Genomic DNA, 13,993 nt, shown 5'->3' on the forward strand with positions numbered 1-13,993 from the left:
GTGCAATGCCAACCTCGACTGCATTTGACGTAACGATCCTGGGCGGTGGCCTCGCTGGCCGCCTCTGTGCGTGGCAACTCGCGCAAACGGGGGTGCCGCCTGCGCGCATTGCCGTGGTGGAGCGCGGCCCGCGCGACGGCAGCGGTGCTGCGGCGTATGTGGCCGCGGCCATGCTGGCGCCGCTGGCCGAAGCTGCGGTGGCTGATCGTTTCGTCGTGGATTTGGGGTTGGCCAGCCTCGCGCTGTGGCGCGATTGGATGCCCAAGCTGCGCACGCCGGTCTTCTTCCAGCAGGCCGGTACGCTCGTCGTGTGGCATGCGGCGGATCGTGGAGAGGCATCGCTGTTTGCCAGCCACGTCCGCAATGCCGCGCCGCCCGAGCGCGTGGCTGCCGATCTGCGCGCCGTGGATGCAGCCGGCATTGCGCAGTTGGAGCCGCTGCTCGCGCAACGCTTCACGCAGGGGCTGTATCTCGCTGGTGAAGGTCAGCTTGACCCGCGCGGCGTGCTGGATGCGCTGGCGACCGAGCTGGAAGCGCTGGGCGTGCAATTGCGCTGGAACACGGAGGTTGTCGATCCGAGCCCCGACGCGCTCGCCGCTGCGGGGCTGGGCGCGCGCCTCGTGCTCGATTGCCGTGGCCTCGGTGCCAAGCCGCAGTGGCCGCGCTTGCGTGGTCTGCGCGGCGAAGTGGCGCGCATCCATGCGCCGGACGTGTCGCTCACGCGGCCGGTGCGCATGCTGCATCCGCGCTACCCGCTCTACATCGCGCCCAAGCCCGGGAATGTCTACGTGATCGGCGCGACCGAGCTGGAATCCGACGACATGTCGCCGGCCAGCGTGCGCTCCACGCTGGAATTACTCTCTGCTGCGTACGCCGTGCACCCCGCGTTTGGCGAGGCGCGCGTGCTGGAGTTGAACACCCAGTGCCGGCCGACGTTGCCCGACCATCGTCCGGCCATCCGCTGGGATGGCGCGGGCACGTTGTCGGTCAACGGCCTGTACCGGCACGGTTACATGATTGCGCCCGCCGTCACCCAAGCCGCTGTGGCGACTGCACGCGCGTTGCTGGACGGCCGCACCATCGATGCGGACGATTGCGAATGGCCCGGGCTGTTTGCTGACGCCGCATCCCCCGAACCTGTTTTGTCATGACGCTGAACGTCACCCTCAACGACCTGTCGCTCGCGCTGCCTGCGGGCAGCACGCTGGCCGACGCCATTGGTGCTGCCACGCCGCAACTGCAGATCGCGCCGCCGTTTGCCGCCTCCGTGAATGGCGATTTCGTGCCCAAGGCGCGCCATGCGCAGCACGCGCTCAAGACAGGCGACCGCATTGCACTCGTGCAGCCCGTCGTGGGCGGCTAGGAGTCTTCGATGACCACTACGAATCTGTCCGCCGTGGCTGACCCGCTGCGCCTCTACGACGAAACCTTCGCCTCGCGCCTGCTGCTCGGCACCGCGCGCTACCCGTCGCCGCAATCGCTGGAAGACGCGGTGCGCGTGTCCAACCCCGCCATGCTGACGGTGGCGCTGCGCCGCCAGAGCGCGGGCTCGCCCGAAGGCGGCGCGGGCTTCTGGAAGATGCTGCGAGCACTCGGCGTGCCCGTGCTGCCGAACACCGCCGGCTGCTATTCCGCCGACGAGGCCTACACGCTCGCGCAGATGTCGCGCGAAGTATTCGAGACGGATTGGATCAAGCTCGAAGTCATCGGCGACGACTACACGCTGCAGCCCGACACGCTCGCGCTGCCGGCTGCGGCCGAACGCCTGATTCGCGACGGCTTCAAGGTGCTGCCGTATTGCACTGAAGATCTCGTGCTGTGCCGCCGCCTGCTCGACGTCGGCTGCCAGGCGCTGATGCCGTGGGCCGCACCCATCGGCACCGGCCGTGGGCCCACCAATCCGTACGGCCTGCGCCTGCTGCGCGAGCGCCTGCCCAACGTGCCGCTCATCGTCGATGCGGGCCTGGGTGTGCCGTCGCACGCGACGCAGGTGATGGAATGGGGCTACGACGCCGTGCTGCTCAACACCGCCGTCGCCCAAGCCGGCGACCCGGTGGCGATGGCGCAGGCGTTTGCGATGGCCACGCAGGCCGGTCGCCTCGCGCGGCTGTCGGGCCCGATGCCCGAACGTGATGTCGCGCAGGCCAGCACGCCGGTTGTTGGGTTGCCGTTCTGGCATGCGGAAGAGAAGCAGGCATGAGTGCATCCGCCCTGCGTTTTTCCGCCGCGTGGTCGGAAGCCGCAGCCCTTGCTGCGCAGATCGTCGATCGCCATACCGAAGCCTTCGGTCGCGCCCCGCACGCCTGGAGCGTGGCCGACCACGCCGACGAAGCCACGAGCGCCGCCACCGTTCTGCTGACGACCGATACGGCGCAAGCCGAGCGTGCTCGCTCTGCTGGCGCCGCTGTTGTGTTGACGGCAGTGGAAGGCGATCAACGCATCGACACCGTGTACGACCGCCTCGGTATGTACCGCTTTACGTCCGCGGTACATGGAGATGCGCTAGACGCGCGTTTCGTCGCCATCTTCGGTGCGGCACTCGCGCTGGCATTCGAACCGCGTGATGCGCTGTGCGTGGCCCGCGCGTGGATCGCGGAAGCGAATGCGGATGCCCTGGCCTGGCCCACGCAATTCTCTGCCTTGCCCCGCGTGCTCGAACCCGCGTTGCCGTGCCCCACCGCAGCGGACCTTGCCTTTGCGCCGTGCCCGACGCAGCTCGGTGTCTACGCCGTCGTGCCGGATGCGGACTGGGTGGCGCGCCTCGTCGCGCTCAAGGTGCCGACGGTGCAGTTGCGCTTCAAGTCGGACGACGCGCAGGCCGTGGTCGACCAGGTGCGCCGCGCAGAAGCCGCCGCACGCAACAGCGCCACGCGCCTGTTCATCAACGACCACTGGCAAGTTGCGCTCGACGTGCATGCGCAGGTGCCCGGCAGCGGCATCTACGGCATTCACCTCGGCCAGGAAGACATCGACGATGCCGACCTGGTGGCGATCCGCTCGGCCGGTTTGCGCCTTGGCATCAGCACGCACGGCTTTGCCGAAATGCTGCGCGTCGCACCGTTGAACCCGAGCTACCTCGCACTGGGCGCCGTGTTCGCCACGCCCACCAAGACCATGCCGACCGTGCCGCAGGGCCTCGGCCGCCTGTTCGCCTACGCGGCCGCCATGCGCACGCGCGTGCCGGCGCCGCCGCTGGTCGCCATCGGCGGCATCGACCTGACAGCGATGCCGCGCGTGCTGGAATCGGGCGTGGGCAGCGTGGCGGTGGTGCGCGCCATCACTCAGGCGGCCGATGTGCCGGCTGCGGTGGACGCACTGCAAGCGACGTTCGCGGCGCACGTGCGCGCGTAAGCATCGTCCGCCGCACGTCTGTGCACTTGCGCCACGCACCCGCGTTTTCGCTGACCTATCCTGTTCGTGCGCCGCTGCGGTTGCTGCCGCAGCGGCTTTCCGACACACGCTGCAGGAGACAAGACATGGCGGTCCAGCCCATCCCCGAGGGTTACCACAGCGTCACCCCGTACCTGAGCATCAAAGGCGCCGCGCGCGCCATCGACTTCTACAAGCAGGCCTTCGGCGCCACCGAGATCATGCGCATGAACGGCCCCAACGGCACCATCGCGCACGCAGAAATCCGCATCGGCAACTCGCCCATCATGCTGGCCGATGAATTCCCCAACATGGCCTGCGCCAGCCCAGACACGCTGCAGAGCACGTCGGTCGGCATGATGATCTACGTACCCAACGTCGACACCGTGTTTGCCAATGCGCTGAAGGCCGGCGGCACGGAAGTCCGCCCCGTGGTGGACCAGTTCTACGGCGACCGCTCCGGCACGCTCAAAGACCCGTTCGGCCACGTGTGGACCGTGTCCACGCATGTCGAAGATGTGGCGCCCGATGAGATGGCAAAACGCATGGAGAAGTGGACGAAGGATCAGGCGGCGGCATCGGCCTGACATCGGCGGTGGAAAGAAAAAAGCGCGGACGAGAGCCGCGCTTTTTTTTGCCTGTGTTGATCGCTCAACGCGCCTGACACGTCACCTGCACATTGTTCACATCGCCATTGACCGTGCCGCTGCCATTCGTCACCACGCAATTGGCCGAGGCGGGCTGCGTGGTGATCGTCACCACGTAGCTGCCGTCGAACGGCACCAGCCCGCCAAACACGAACGGCCCGTTGGCGGCCAGCGTGAGCGAATCGCGGCCGTTGTTGAGCAATACGATCGACTGCCCGCCGGGCAGCCCGGACAGTGTGCCGCCAATCGAGAAGGCGCTGCCGATGGGCGAGCCGAGGCTGACATAGCCATTGCAGGCACCGAGCAACGCGCACAGCGCAGCGAGCGGAAGGCAGCGAACCAGCATGAGCGGCAGGCGTTTCATGGCAGCTCCTGATCAATCTTCCTCGACATCCACTTCGAGCGAACGCGGTGCGGCGAGCGGGCGCGGCGCGAATCCGTGATTCAACGGACCGGCGCCTCGCCCAAGCGCCAGGTGGCGGCCGGCACCAATGGCGTGCAGCAGGTAATCGAGCGAGGCTTCGATGGCGACTTCCAGCGCATCGCCGCGCGCGAGGTGGGCGGCAATGGCGGCAGACAGCGTGCAGCCGGTGCCGTGCGTATGCGGCGTGTCGATGTAGGTATGCGCGTAGACGCGCTCGGTGCCTTCAGCGGTGACGAGCACGTCTTGCAGCACGCCGTCTTCACCGGCGGTGGACGTGGCGCTCAGATGCCCACCCTTGAGCAGCACCGCGCGGGGCCCAAGCGCCAGCAGGTCGCGCGCGGCGGGCAACATGTCGTCGGCAGTGCGCACCTCGCGGCCGAGCAGCGCGCTGGCTTCCGGCAGGTTCGGCGTGACGACCAACGCGCGTGGGAAGAGCCATTTCGCCATGGCTTGCACCGTGGCGTCGCTGCCGAGCTGCGCGCCGCTGGTGCTGACCATGACCGGATCGACGACGAGGTTGGCGATCGGGTGGCGGTCCAGCGCCGAGAGAATGGCTTCCACCACCTGCGGCGTGCCCAGCATGCCGGTCTTGGCCGCATCGACGCCGATGTCGCTTGCCACGGCGTCGATCTGCGCGGCGACGATGTCCGGGGTGAGCGATTCCACCGCCGTTACGCCCAGCGTGTTCTGCGCGGTGATGGCCGTGATGGCCGACATGCCGTAGCAGCCGAGCGCGGCAAACGTCTTCAGGTCAGCCTGGATGCCCGCACCGCCGCCGCTGTCCGAACCGGCGATGGTGAGCACGCGCGGCACGTGCGAGGCGGGAGCGGCAAACGCAGCGAGGGTCGGGTCGGTGATCGTCATGTCGTGCGAATGTTTGGGGGGTGTTTCGCACTATAGCGCTATCCCGCACCGACCGAAGCGTCAGTCCATCAGGTCGGTGTAATCGGCGGCGGCGTAGCGCTGGGCGCGTTCCCACGGTGCGGCGGCGGGGGCGGGCAACGCCGTCACGCGCGTGAGCTTGCGTTGCGTGCCGGTGGCGTTGCGCGATTCCACGCGGCGCGGGTATTGGCCGGCCACGTCCCAATCGACGGTGACGGTGCGCTCGCCCTGCGTCGAGCGGTAGGTCTGCACGCCATTGCGTACCGGGCCTTCGGCGCGCATGCCCTTGAGTGCGGCCGGGTCGAGCAAGTGATACGCCGTCGCCCACGAGCCGTCGAAGCCGATGTTGGAATATTCGGCCGGTTCCACGGCGTAGTTTTTCTGCTGGGATTCGCTGACCACGCGCACGGTCAGCGCGCCCTTGGCGTCGCGTTCGATCCAGCGCGGGGCGGTGTCGGTATCGGCGTGCTTGTGGCCGGCATGGGCGTTGGCGTGGTCGTGCTCGGCGTGCGCCGAAGCGGGCGGCAGTTCGCGGGCGATCCAGACGCGGTCGCCCTGGCGGTAGACGCGTTCGGCAAAGCGGACGTCGCGCTGGATGCCGTCGGTGCCGAGCGACGACATCTGGTGTTCGACGCGCAAGGCGGTCAGCGCGTTGGACGAAACCGGGCCGGCGGCCTGTGCCGTAGCAGCGAGGGCGGCGAAGGCGAACGAAAACAGAATGCGGGCAGATCGGGTCATACGAATTCGGTGAGGCTGAAACGAAAAAAGCGCATGCCGATGAGTTCGGCATGCGCGTCAATGGAAACGCAGGAATCAGAGGCCCATGGCCGTCTTGACCACGCCGAACACTTTCGTGTTGTCCAGCGTGCCCTTCAGCGGTGCGCTGCCCGGACCAGAGGAGAACAGCATCACATCCCCGCCGCCGTGCGTTTCCGAACCAGGCGTGCCGAGCTGCACACCCACTTCCTGCAGGTAATCGTCTGCAGCCGTATCGACCGAGGCCAGGTTGTCGCGCGTGGCCTTGCGCGTGGTGCCGCCGTTGCCGAACACCAGCGTGGTGTAAGGCTGGCCGTCGGCGGCCAGTTGCGGCTGCTTGGTCTTGATGTCAGTCGACAGGCCCAGGATCGGGTTGCCCTTGTGCGGGTAGCCGTTGATCGTCATCGTGTGGTCGTGGTCGGCCGTGACGACGATCAGCGTGTTCGACAGATCGGCCGTGCCCAGCGCGCGCTTGATGGCTTCGTCAAACGCGCCGGCATCTTCCAGTGCGCGCTTGGCGTTGGTGCCGTGCAGCGCATGGTCGATGCGGCCGCCTTCCACCATCAGGAAATAGCCCTTGCCGTTCTTCTGCAGCACGCGGATGGCCTTCTCGGTCATGTCGGCCAGGCTCGGCTCGTCCACGCTCTTCTTCACGCGGTCCAGCTCGTAGTTCATGTGGTCCAGGTTGAACAGGCCGAGCAGCTTGGTCGTCGTGGCCGGGTTGATCGCCGCCAGTTGCGTGCCGGTCGACACATAGGTGTAGTTGGCCGCCTGGAACTGGGCGATCAGGTCGGTCGTGTCGGTGCGCTTGCTGCCCGTCGTGCCTTGCGGCAGGTAGTGACGGCGGCCGCCGCCGAGCAGCACGTCCAGGCCGTCCTTGAGTGCGGCGTTGTACAGCGCGTTGCCGGGCGTGCCCTGCGCGGCGATCTGGTTTTCACCGTCGCGGTGGCAGATGTGCGAGTACGTGGCGGCCGGCGTGGCGTGCGTGACGCGCGTGGTCGTCACCGCGCCCACTGACTTGCCGGCGGCCTTGGCCAGCTCCAGCAGCGTCACGGCGGGCGTGCCGTTGTTGGCGGGGCACGTGCTGTCTGCGCCGCTCACATAGCCCTTGCCGGTGGCATCGCTGGCCTTGGTGTCGGCCGACATGGAGATGACTTCGTTGTTCATCTTCACGCCGGTCATGTACGCCGACATCGACGGCGCGCTGTCGGTGGTTTGCGCATCGTTCGAGTACGTCTTGATGCGCGCCGTGCGCTTGAGCGATTCCATCGTCAGCTTGCCCGCCTCGCCCACCTTGTAGATGCGCGTGGCGGTGACGGTGGTCGGGCCCATGCCGTCGCCCAGGAAGAAGATCACGTTCTTGGCTTCACCGGCGGCGTGCGCTTGGGCGCAGGCACCGGCTGCCAGCGCCAGCAGCGTGGCGCGCAGGATACGGTTCGATTGCGTGTTCATGATGTGCCCTCTCCCTCTTACAGACCCACGGCCTGCTTGATGAGGCCGAAGACCTCGGTGTTGTCCATCGTGCCGGTAAAGCGCTCGGCGCCCAGGCCGCGTGCGCCGATGAAGACATCGGTGCCGCCGTGCGTTTCGCCGCCCGGTGCAACCGGGATCACGGCTTCCTGGTGATAGCTCTTGTCGTACACGGCGGCATCCGTCAGTGCGCCGCGCGTGGCCGGGCGGTTCTCGCCGGTGCCGAAGCCGATGATCGTGAACGGGTTGCCGCCGGTGTCGGTGGCATTGGCACCCGTCACGTAGTTCTTCAGCAGGCCCAGCACGCCGGGGTTGCTGTCATTGGTCGGGCCCGTGCGCTTGGCGTAGCCGTTGAGCACCAGCGTGTGGTCGTGGTCAGCCGTCACGACGATCAGCGTGTTCTTCAGGCCCGGGTCGATCGTGTTGAGCTTGTCGATTGCGCCACGGATGGCGGAGTCGAACGCCACCGTGTCCTGCAGCGCCTTGCGGGCGGTGGTTTCGTGCAGCGCGTGGTCGATGCGGCCGCCTTCCACCATCAGGAAGAAGCCCTTCTTCTTGGCGGCGAGCACGTCGATGGCCTTGTTGGTCATCTCGCCCAGGCTCGGCTCCTTGCTCGGATCACGATCCAGGTCGTACGACATGTGGCTGCTGGTGAACAGGCCCACGACCTTGCCGTCGGTGGCCTGCAGCGTGTCGAACTCCGCCTTGTTGCTGGCATAGCGGTAGCCGCCGGCCTTGAGTTCGGCGATCAGGTCGCGGCCGTCGGTACGCGCGCCGCCCGCCGTGGTGGGTTGGAAGTGCTTGCGGCCACCGCCGAAGACGACGTCCACGCCATCGCCGAGCGCGGCGTTGAAGCCCTTGCCGGCCGGCGTGAGCTGCGCGGCGATGGTGTTCTCGCCATCGCGGTGGCAGATGTGCGAATACGTGGCGGCCGGCGTGGCGTGCGTGATCCGCGTGGTGGTGACCACGCCCGTGCCGTAGCCCGCAGCCTTCATCAGTTCGAGCAGCGTCGTGACGGGCTTGCCGTTGCCGCTGGGGCAGGTGCTGTCGGCGCCCGAGAGGTAATCCTTGCCGCCCGCGTCATAGGCCATCGTGTCCGGCGACATCGAGATGACCTCGTTGTTCATCTTGACGCCGGTCATGTAGGCCGACATCGACGGCGCGGAGTCGGTTACCTGCGCGTTGTTCGAGTACGTGCGCACGAAGCCGGTTTCCGGCAGCGTGTCCATGGTCAGTTCGCCGTCTTCGCCCACCTTGTAGATGCGCGCGGCGGTCATGGTGGTCAGGCCCATGCCGTCGCCCAGGAAGAACACGACGTTCTTGGCGGGCGTGGCGGGCGTGCCGGCATCCGGCGCGGCAGTGCCGGCGTTGCTGGACGTGCCGTCGCTGCCGCACGCAGCCATGGCGAGCGCGGCTGCCACGGCGGCGGCGTACTTCGTAAGTTTGTGGTTGTGCATCGTTGGCTCCCTGAACGATGCCCGGCACTTTGGTGGCCGCGTGTTGCACATCCGTGATGCGGGTGCACCACTTCCTAACCGGATCGCAAGGTTCGAATGTGACAACCGATTGACACCGCCGCATGAGCCGCGCTAACGCTTTGCAGTTTCCTGAGCGGCGAGCCATGCCTTGGCAGGCGCATCCGGCGCGCCGCCGCGCTACGATGCCGGCACCTCCGCTTGCCTGCCTGCGACCATGCTTACCCGCCAGTTCGTCAGCCACGTCACGCTGCGGCGCGACACCGTTGCCGCCTTCGACGCCTATCCGTTCAGCCTGCCCGCCGTACGCGCGCTCGACACACTGCAGCTGCATCCCAAGGTCACGTTCCTCGTGGGGGAAAACGGCTCGGGCAAATCCACGCTCATGGAGGCGATTGCCGTGGCGCTCGGCTTCAACGCCGAGGGCGGCTCGCGCAACTTCAACTTCAGCACGCACGCGTCGCACTCCGAGCTGCACGCGCATCTGCGCATAGCACGAGGTTTTCGCAAGCCGCGCACCGAATTCTTCCTGCGCGCCGAGAGTTTCTTCAATGTGGCCACCAACATCCAGCAGATGGATGAAGAGCCGGGCCTGGGCGGGCGCGTGATCGATTCCTACGGCGGTCGGTCGCTGCATGCGCAATCGCATGGCGAATCGTTTCTTGCGCTGTTGATGAACCGCTTCGGCCCGAACGGTCTGTACCTGCTCGACGAACCCGAGGCGGCGCTGTCACCGCAACGGCAGCTGGCAGTGCTCACGCGCCTGCATGACCTGGTGCAGGCGGAAAGCCAATTCGTGATCGCCACCCACTCGCCGATCCTGATGGCTTATCCCGACGCCTGGATCTATCAATGTGACGGCGACGGCATTCGGCGCATCGCCTATGAGGAGACCGAGCACTTTCAGGTCACGCGCGATTTTTTGGCCAATCCGCAACGGATGCTGAACATGCTGCTGGAGCAATGAACTGCCGTGGTGGCGGTCGGCCGAATCCGCTACAATCCAGCCCATTCCGAGGAGCGTTGCAACGGGTGGGCACTGCCCCAACCGCCAGGCTCGGAAGTTCAAACGGCGCTCGCAGTATCGTGGCTGACACGATGGCGAGAACGCATCTATCCGGGGCCCCAGCATGGGCCCCGTCTCAGTGGTCATCTCCCGCGTGCGGTCACCCATCTTTTTCGGAGTGATCCAATGAACGCTGTCACCGAACTGAAACACGATTACCTCGTCGCCGACATCAAGCTGGCCGACTGGGGCCGCAAGGAAATCGCCATCGCCGAGACCGAAATGCCCGGCCTGATGGCGATTCGCGAGGAATTTGCCGCCAGCCAGCCGCTCAAGGGCGCACGCATTGCCGGCTCGCTGCACATGACGATCCAGACCGCCGTGCTGATCGAGACGCTCAAGGCACTCGGCGCCGACGTGCGCTGGGCCTCGTGCAACATCTTCTCGACGCAGGACCACGCGGCCGCCGCGATTGCCGCCTCGGGCACGCCGGTGTTCGCCTTCAAGGGCGAATCGCTCAAGGAATACTGGGACTTCACCCACCGCATCTTCGAATGGGCCGACGGCGGCACGCCGAACATGATCCTGGACGACGGCGGCGACGCAACGCTGCTGCTGCACCTGGGCGCCCGCGCCGAGAAAGACGCTTCCGTGATCGCCAAGCCGGGCAGCGAAGAAGAGACCTTCCTGTTTGCCGCCATCAAGGAAAAGCTGGCCAAGGATGCCACGTTCTACAGCCGCAACCTGGACGCCATCAAGGGCGTGACCGAAGAAACCACCACGGGCGTGCATCGCCTGTACCAGATGGCCCAGCGCGGCGAGCTGCGCTTCCCGGCCATCAACGTGAACGACTCGGTGACCAAGAGCAAGTTCGACAACCTGTACGGTTGCCGTGAATCGCTGGTCGACGGCATCAAGCGCGCGACCGACGTGATGATCGCCGGCAAGGTGGCGGTCGTGGCCGGCTACGGCGACGTGGGCAAGGGTTCGGCACAGGCACTGCGCGCACTGTCGGCGCAAGTGTGGGTGACCGAAATCGACCCGATCTGCGCGCTGCAGGCCGCCATGGAAGGCTACCGCGTGGTGACGATGGATTACGCCGCCGAGCACGGCGACATCTTCGTGACCTGCACAGGCAACTACCACGTCATCACGCACGACCACATGGCCAAGATGAAGGACCAGGCCATCGTCTGCAACATCGGCCACTTCGACAACGAGATCGACATCGCGTCCGTCGAGAAGTACCAGTGGGAAGAGATCAAGCCGCAGGTCGATCACGTGATCTTCCCCGACGGCAAGAAGATCATCATCCTGGCCAAGGGCCGCCTGGTGAACCTGGGTTGCGCCACGGGCCACCCGTCGTACGTGATGAGCAGCTCGTTCGCCAACCAGACCATCGCGCAGATCGAACTCTGGACCGAAGCGGTGAAGGGCTCGAACAAGTACCCGGTGGGCGTCTACACGCTGCCCAAGCACCTGGACGAGAAGGTCGCGCGCCTGCAGCTGAAGAAGCTGAATGCGCAACTGACCGAGCTGACGGACCAGCAAGCTGCGTACATCGGCGTGAGCAAGGAAGGCCCGTACAAGGCTGACCACTACCGCTACTAAGCCGTACCTGCCGGCGGCATTCCCTGCTGCCGGCTCTCCAACCGAGGACTCCTCCATGAGACTGCTCGCTGTCTGGGTCATCAACGCGCTGGCGTTGCTTCTTGTCGCCTATCTGCTCAAAGGCATCCACGTCAACGGCTTCGGCTCCGCGCTGATCGCGGCGCTCGTGCTGGGTCTGGTCAACACGCTGATCCGCCCGATCCTGGTGATTCTCACTCTGCCGGTGACGCTGCTCACGCTCGGGCTGTTCATCTTCATCATCAACGCACTGCTGTTCCTGTTTGTCGGCAACCTGCTGGCGGGCTTTCAGGTGGCCAGCTTTGGCGCCGCGCTGCTGGGTTCCATCCTGTACAGCGTGATCTCGTGGCTGCTCTCGAGCCTGTTGCTGCGCGAGGCTTAAGGTTTCTGTCATGCAAGACCGTCAATTCAGTTTCGAATTCTTCCCGCCCAAGACGGCGGAAGGCGCCGAGAAGCTGCGCAACACGCGCGCGCAACTCTCGCCGCTCAAGCCGCGCTTCATCTCCGTGACGTTCGGCGCGGGCGGCACCACGCAACAGGGCACGCTCGACGCCGTGGTGGAAATCCAGCGCGAAGGCATCGAAGCGGCGCCGCACCTGTCGTGCGTGGGTTCGTCGCGCGAGAGCATCCGCGGCATTCTCAATACGTATCGCGAACACGGCATCCGCCGCATCGTCGCGCTGCGCGGCGACATGCCGTCGGGCATGGGCGAGATCGGTGAATTCCGCTTCGCCAACGAGCTGGTCGAGTTCATCCGCCAGGAAACCGGCGAGGCGTTCCACATCGAGGTAGCGGCGTATCCCGAATACCACCCGCAGTCGCGCTCCGCCCGGCACGATCTGGAGAACTTCGCCCGCAAGGTGAAGGCCGGTGCGGACTCTGCCATCACGCAATACTTCTTCAACGCCGACGCGTACTTCCAGTTCGTCGACGACGCACGTAAGCTCGGCGTGGACGTGCCCATCGTGCCCGGCATCATGCCGATCACGAATTCGTCGCAGCTGATGCGCTTTTCCGAGATGTGCGGTGCGGAAGTGCCGCGCTGGATCGCCAAGCGCCTCGAAGGCTTTGGCGACGATCGTGAATCGATTCGCGCGTTCGGCCTGGACGTGGTGACGGCCATGTGCGACCGCCTGCTGCAAGGCGGCGCGCCGGGCCTGCACTTCTACACGCTGAACGCAGCCGGCTCCACGCGGGCGATCTGGCAGCGACTGGGCCTGTAAAGAGAACGCGCACAGCAAAGGAGATCGTCATGGCCGCCGCACCCGATCCGCTGATCGCCTGGTTGCTTGACGAACTCCGGCCGCTGGCGGCGCAGATCGGCGAGATCCGCGCGCGCCGGATGTTCAGCGGCGCGGCGCTGTATTACGACGACATCGTGTTTGCGCTGGTGCTGCGCGGCACGTCTTACCTGCGCGTGGACGACCTCACGCGCGAACGTTTCCTTGCTGAAAAATGCACGCCGTTCAGTTACGAGCGCAACGGCCGCACCATCAGCATGACGGGCTACCTGAGCACGCCGGCAGAGGCGCTCGACGGTGGGCAGCCATTGCGCGACTGGGCGCGACTTGCCATTGAAGCCGCGCTGCGTGACGCCAATGCCAAGGCCGCCAAGCCGAAGCGCGCCACGGCAAAGACGGCGAAAGCTACCAAGGCAACAAAGACAACGGCGACCAAGACGGTCGCCGCAAAAAAGACAGCCAAGCGCTGAACGCTCAGTACAGCGTGGTCTTCAGCCGCTCCGGCAACTCGCGATCGTAGGCCTCTCCATCAAACGCACCACCGCTGATGTGCTGCAGGATCTTGCCTGCGGTGGGCACAGCCGGCTTGGTTTCCTGCGCGCCGCGCTCCCACAGCTTTGAGCGCACCAGCGCCTTCGAGCAATGGAAGTACACCGTCTGCACCTGCACGAGGATCACGCTGCGCGGCAGCTTCCCCTGCACCGCAAATGACACGAGCAATTCCGGATCGGCCGAGATGGTCGCCGTGCCGTTCACGCGCAAGGTTTCACCTACGCCCGGCACGATGAAGAGCACCGACACGCGCCCGTCTTCGACGATATTGCGCAGGTTGTCGATGCGGTTGTTGCCGGGCCGGTCGGGAATCGCCAGCAGCCGTTCGTTCAGGATGCGGACGAAGCCCGGCGCATCGCCCTTGGGCGAGGCATCGGTGCCGCCGGCACCCACGGACGACAGCACGATAAACGGCGAAGCCTCCACGAACGCGCGGTAGTCGGCGTTCAGGTGGTCGATCTCCTTGAGCAGCGAACGCGGGTTCGGGGCGCCGTACACGGCTTCGAGGTCGGCAACGGTTTTCAGCGTGTGGGACATGGGTT

General features: G+C 66.1%; 16 protein-coding genes and 1 riboswitch. Of the genes, 10 read left to right on the forward strand and 6 right to left on the reverse strand.

Annotation, left to right across the window (positions count from 1 at the left end):
- The first annotated feature begins 5 nt into the window (after positions 1-5).
- The 5 genes from ABIC76_RS09485 to ABIC76_RS09505 all read left to right on the forward strand — a co-directional run bounded on the left by ABIC76_RS09485 (position 6) and on the right by ABIC76_RS09505 (position 3,956).
- A complete protein-coding gene (locus ABIC76_RS09485; RefSeq protein ID WP_354533797.1) occupies positions 6-1,151 on the forward strand; it encodes an FAD-dependent oxidoreductase in 1,146 nt (381 codons plus the stop codon).
- Positions 1,148-1,363 carry a sulfur carrier protein ThiS gene (gene thiS / locus ABIC76_RS09490; protein ID WP_027678722.1) on the forward strand — a complete coding sequence of 72 codons (216 nt, stop codon included), beginning with the start codon at positions 1,148-1,150 and terminating at the stop codon, positions 1,361-1,363. The genes ABIC76_RS09485 and thiS overlap by 4 nt, the downstream gene beginning before the upstream one ends.
- A gap of 9 nt (positions 1,364-1,372) precedes the next feature.
- Positions 1,373-2,200, forward strand: a complete 828-nt coding sequence (locus ABIC76_RS09495) for a thiazole synthase (RefSeq protein WP_325653931.1) — start codon at positions 1,373-1,375, stop codon at positions 2,198-2,200.
- Positions 2,197-3,351, forward strand: coding sequence for a thiamine phosphate synthase (locus ABIC76_RS09500; RefSeq protein ID WP_354533798.1), 1,155 nt, complete (start codon positions 2,197-2,199; stop codon positions 3,349-3,351). The genes ABIC76_RS09495 and ABIC76_RS09500 overlap by 4 nt, the downstream gene beginning before the upstream one ends.
- A gap of 125 nt (positions 3,352-3,476) precedes the next feature.
- Positions 3,477-3,956, forward strand: coding sequence for a VOC family protein (locus ABIC76_RS09505; protein WP_316889022.1), 480 nt, complete (start codon positions 3,477-3,479; stop codon positions 3,954-3,956).
- A 64-nt stretch (positions 3,957-4,020) separates the two neighbouring features.
- Here ABIC76_RS09505 and ABIC76_RS09510 read toward each other — a convergent pair whose 3' ends face one another.
- From ABIC76_RS09510 to ABIC76_RS09530, 5 genes are all read right to left on the reverse strand, one after another.
- Positions 4,021-4,380 (reverse strand): DUF4369 domain-containing protein, encoded by a 360-nt coding sequence (locus ABIC76_RS09510; protein WP_102064128.1) that lies wholly within the window; start codon positions 4,378-4,380, stop codon positions 4,021-4,023.
- 12 nt (positions 4,381-4,392) lie between these two features.
- A complete protein-coding gene (gene thiD, locus ABIC76_RS09515; protein WP_206273455.1) occupies positions 4,393-5,304 on the reverse strand; it encodes a bifunctional hydroxymethylpyrimidine kinase/phosphomethylpyrimidine kinase in 912 nt (303 codons plus the stop codon).
- Positions 5,305-5,364: 60 nt separating this feature from the next.
- A complete protein-coding gene (locus tag ABIC76_RS09520; RefSeq protein WP_354533799.1) occupies positions 5,365-6,060 on the reverse strand; it encodes a hypothetical protein in 696 nt (231 codons plus the stop codon).
- Between the two features lie 75 nt (positions 6,061-6,135).
- Positions 6,136-7,530 (reverse strand): alkaline phosphatase, encoded by a 1,395-nt coding sequence (locus ABIC76_RS09525; RefSeq protein WP_354533800.1) that lies wholly within the window; start codon positions 7,528-7,530, stop codon positions 6,136-6,138.
- A 17-nt stretch (positions 7,531-7,547) separates the two neighbouring features.
- Complete coding sequence (locus ABIC76_RS09530; protein WP_354533801.1) at positions 7,548-9,005, reverse strand: alkaline phosphatase; 1,458 nt, start codon at positions 9,003-9,005, stop codon at positions 7,548-7,550.
- Positions 9,006-9,240: 235 nt separating this feature from the next.
- Here ABIC76_RS09530 and ABIC76_RS09535 point away from each other — a divergent pair, with 235 nt between their 5' ends.
- The 5 genes from ABIC76_RS09535 to ABIC76_RS09555 all read left to right on the forward strand — a co-directional run bounded on the left by ABIC76_RS09535 (position 9,241) and on the right by ABIC76_RS09555 (position 13,369).
- A complete protein-coding gene (locus ABIC76_RS09535; protein ID WP_354534209.1) occupies positions 9,241-9,990 on the forward strand; it encodes an AAA family ATPase in 750 nt (249 codons plus the stop codon).
- Between the two features lie 42 nt (positions 9,991-10,032).
- Positions 10,033-10,108: riboswitch (S-adenosyl-L-homocysteine riboswitch) on the forward strand.
- A gap of 107 nt (positions 10,109-10,215) precedes the next feature.
- On the forward strand, positions 10,216-11,640 hold the full coding sequence (gene ahcY, locus ABIC76_RS09540; protein WP_102064133.1) for an adenosylhomocysteinase: 1,425 nt from the start codon (positions 10,216-10,218) through the stop codon (positions 11,638-11,640).
- A gap of 55 nt (positions 11,641-11,695) precedes the next feature.
- Positions 11,696-12,040: a phage holin family protein gene (locus tag ABIC76_RS09545; RefSeq protein ID WP_004628357.1), complete on the forward strand. Its 345-nt coding sequence runs from the start codon at positions 11,696-11,698 to the stop codon at positions 12,038-12,040.
- 10 nt (positions 12,041-12,050) lie between these two features.
- On the forward strand, positions 12,051-12,881 hold the full coding sequence (metF, locus tag ABIC76_RS09550) for a methylenetetrahydrofolate reductase [NAD(P)H] (protein WP_015856052.1): 831 nt from the start codon (positions 12,051-12,053) through the stop codon (positions 12,879-12,881).
- A 29-nt stretch (positions 12,882-12,910) separates the two neighbouring features.
- A complete protein-coding gene (locus tag ABIC76_RS09555) occupies positions 12,911-13,369 on the forward strand; it encodes a TfoX/Sxy family protein (protein WP_232041524.1) in 459 nt (152 codons plus the stop codon).
- Between the two features lie 4 nt (positions 13,370-13,373).
- Here ABIC76_RS09555 and ABIC76_RS09560 read toward each other — a convergent pair whose 3' ends face one another.
- Positions 13,374-13,988, reverse strand: a complete 615-nt coding sequence (locus tag ABIC76_RS09560) for a pyridoxamine 5'-phosphate oxidase family protein (RefSeq protein ID WP_354533802.1) — start codon at positions 13,986-13,988, stop codon at positions 13,374-13,376.
- Positions 13,989-13,993 lie beyond the last annotated feature (5 nt).

Origin of the sequence: Ralstonia sp. 1138, assembly GCF_040544795.1 — a bacterium.
Lineage (GTDB): Bacteria > Pseudomonadota > Gammaproteobacteria > Burkholderiales > Burkholderiaceae > Ralstonia > Ralstonia flatus.

Coding starts and splice junctions, on each gene's coding strand:
- ABIC76_RS09560 (WP_354533802.1), bottom strand. CDS start 13,988: ATGTCCCACACGCTGAAAACCGTTGCCGACCTCGAAGCCGTGTACGGC.
- ABIC76_RS09495 (WP_325653931.1), top strand. CDS start 1,373: ATGACCACTACGAATCTGTCCGCCGTGGCTGACCCGCTGCGCCTCTAC.
- ABIC76_RS09555 (WP_232041524.1), top strand. CDS start 12,911: ATGGCCGCCGCACCCGATCCGCTGATCGCCTGGTTGCTTGACGAACTC.
- ABIC76_RS09520 (WP_354533799.1), bottom strand. CDS start 6,060: ATGACCCGATCTGCCCGCATTCTGTTTTCGTTCGCCTTCGCCGCCCTC.
- thiD (WP_206273455.1), bottom strand. CDS start 5,304: ATGACGATCACCGACCCGACCCTCGCTGCGTTTGCCGCTCCCGCCTCG.
- ABIC76_RS09535 (WP_354534209.1), top strand. CDS start 9,241: ATGCTTACCCGCCAGTTCGTCAGCCACGTCACGCTGCGGCGCGACACC.
- ahcY (WP_102064133.1), top strand. CDS start 10,216: ATGAACGCTGTCACCGAACTGAAACACGATTACCTCGTCGCCGACATC.
- ABIC76_RS09505 (WP_316889022.1), top strand. CDS start 3,477: ATGGCGGTCCAGCCCATCCCCGAGGGTTACCACAGCGTCACCCCGTAC.
- metF (WP_015856052.1), top strand. CDS start 12,051: ATGCAAGACCGTCAATTCAGTTTCGAATTCTTCCCGCCCAAGACGGCG.
- ABIC76_RS09485 (WP_354533797.1), top strand. CDS start 6: ATGCCAACCTCGACTGCATTTGACGTAACGATCCTGGGCGGTGGCCTC.
- thiS (WP_027678722.1), top strand. CDS start 1,148: ATGACGCTGAACGTCACCCTCAACGACCTGTCGCTCGCGCTGCCTGCG.
- ABIC76_RS09530 (WP_354533801.1), bottom strand. CDS start 9,005: ATGCACAACCACAAACTTACGAAGTACGCCGCCGCCGTGGCAGCCGCG.
- ABIC76_RS09545 (WP_004628357.1), top strand. CDS start 11,696: ATGAGACTGCTCGCTGTCTGGGTCATCAACGCGCTGGCGTTGCTTCTT.
- ABIC76_RS09525 (WP_354533800.1), bottom strand. CDS start 7,530: ATGAACACGCAATCGAACCGTATCCTGCGCGCCACGCTGCTGGCGCTG.
- ABIC76_RS09510 (WP_102064128.1), bottom strand. CDS start 4,380: ATGAAACGCCTGCCGCTCATGCTGGTTCGCTGCCTTCCGCTCGCTGCG.
- ABIC76_RS09500 (WP_354533798.1), top strand. CDS start 2,197: ATGAGTGCATCCGCCCTGCGTTTTTCCGCCGCGTGGTCGGAAGCCGCA.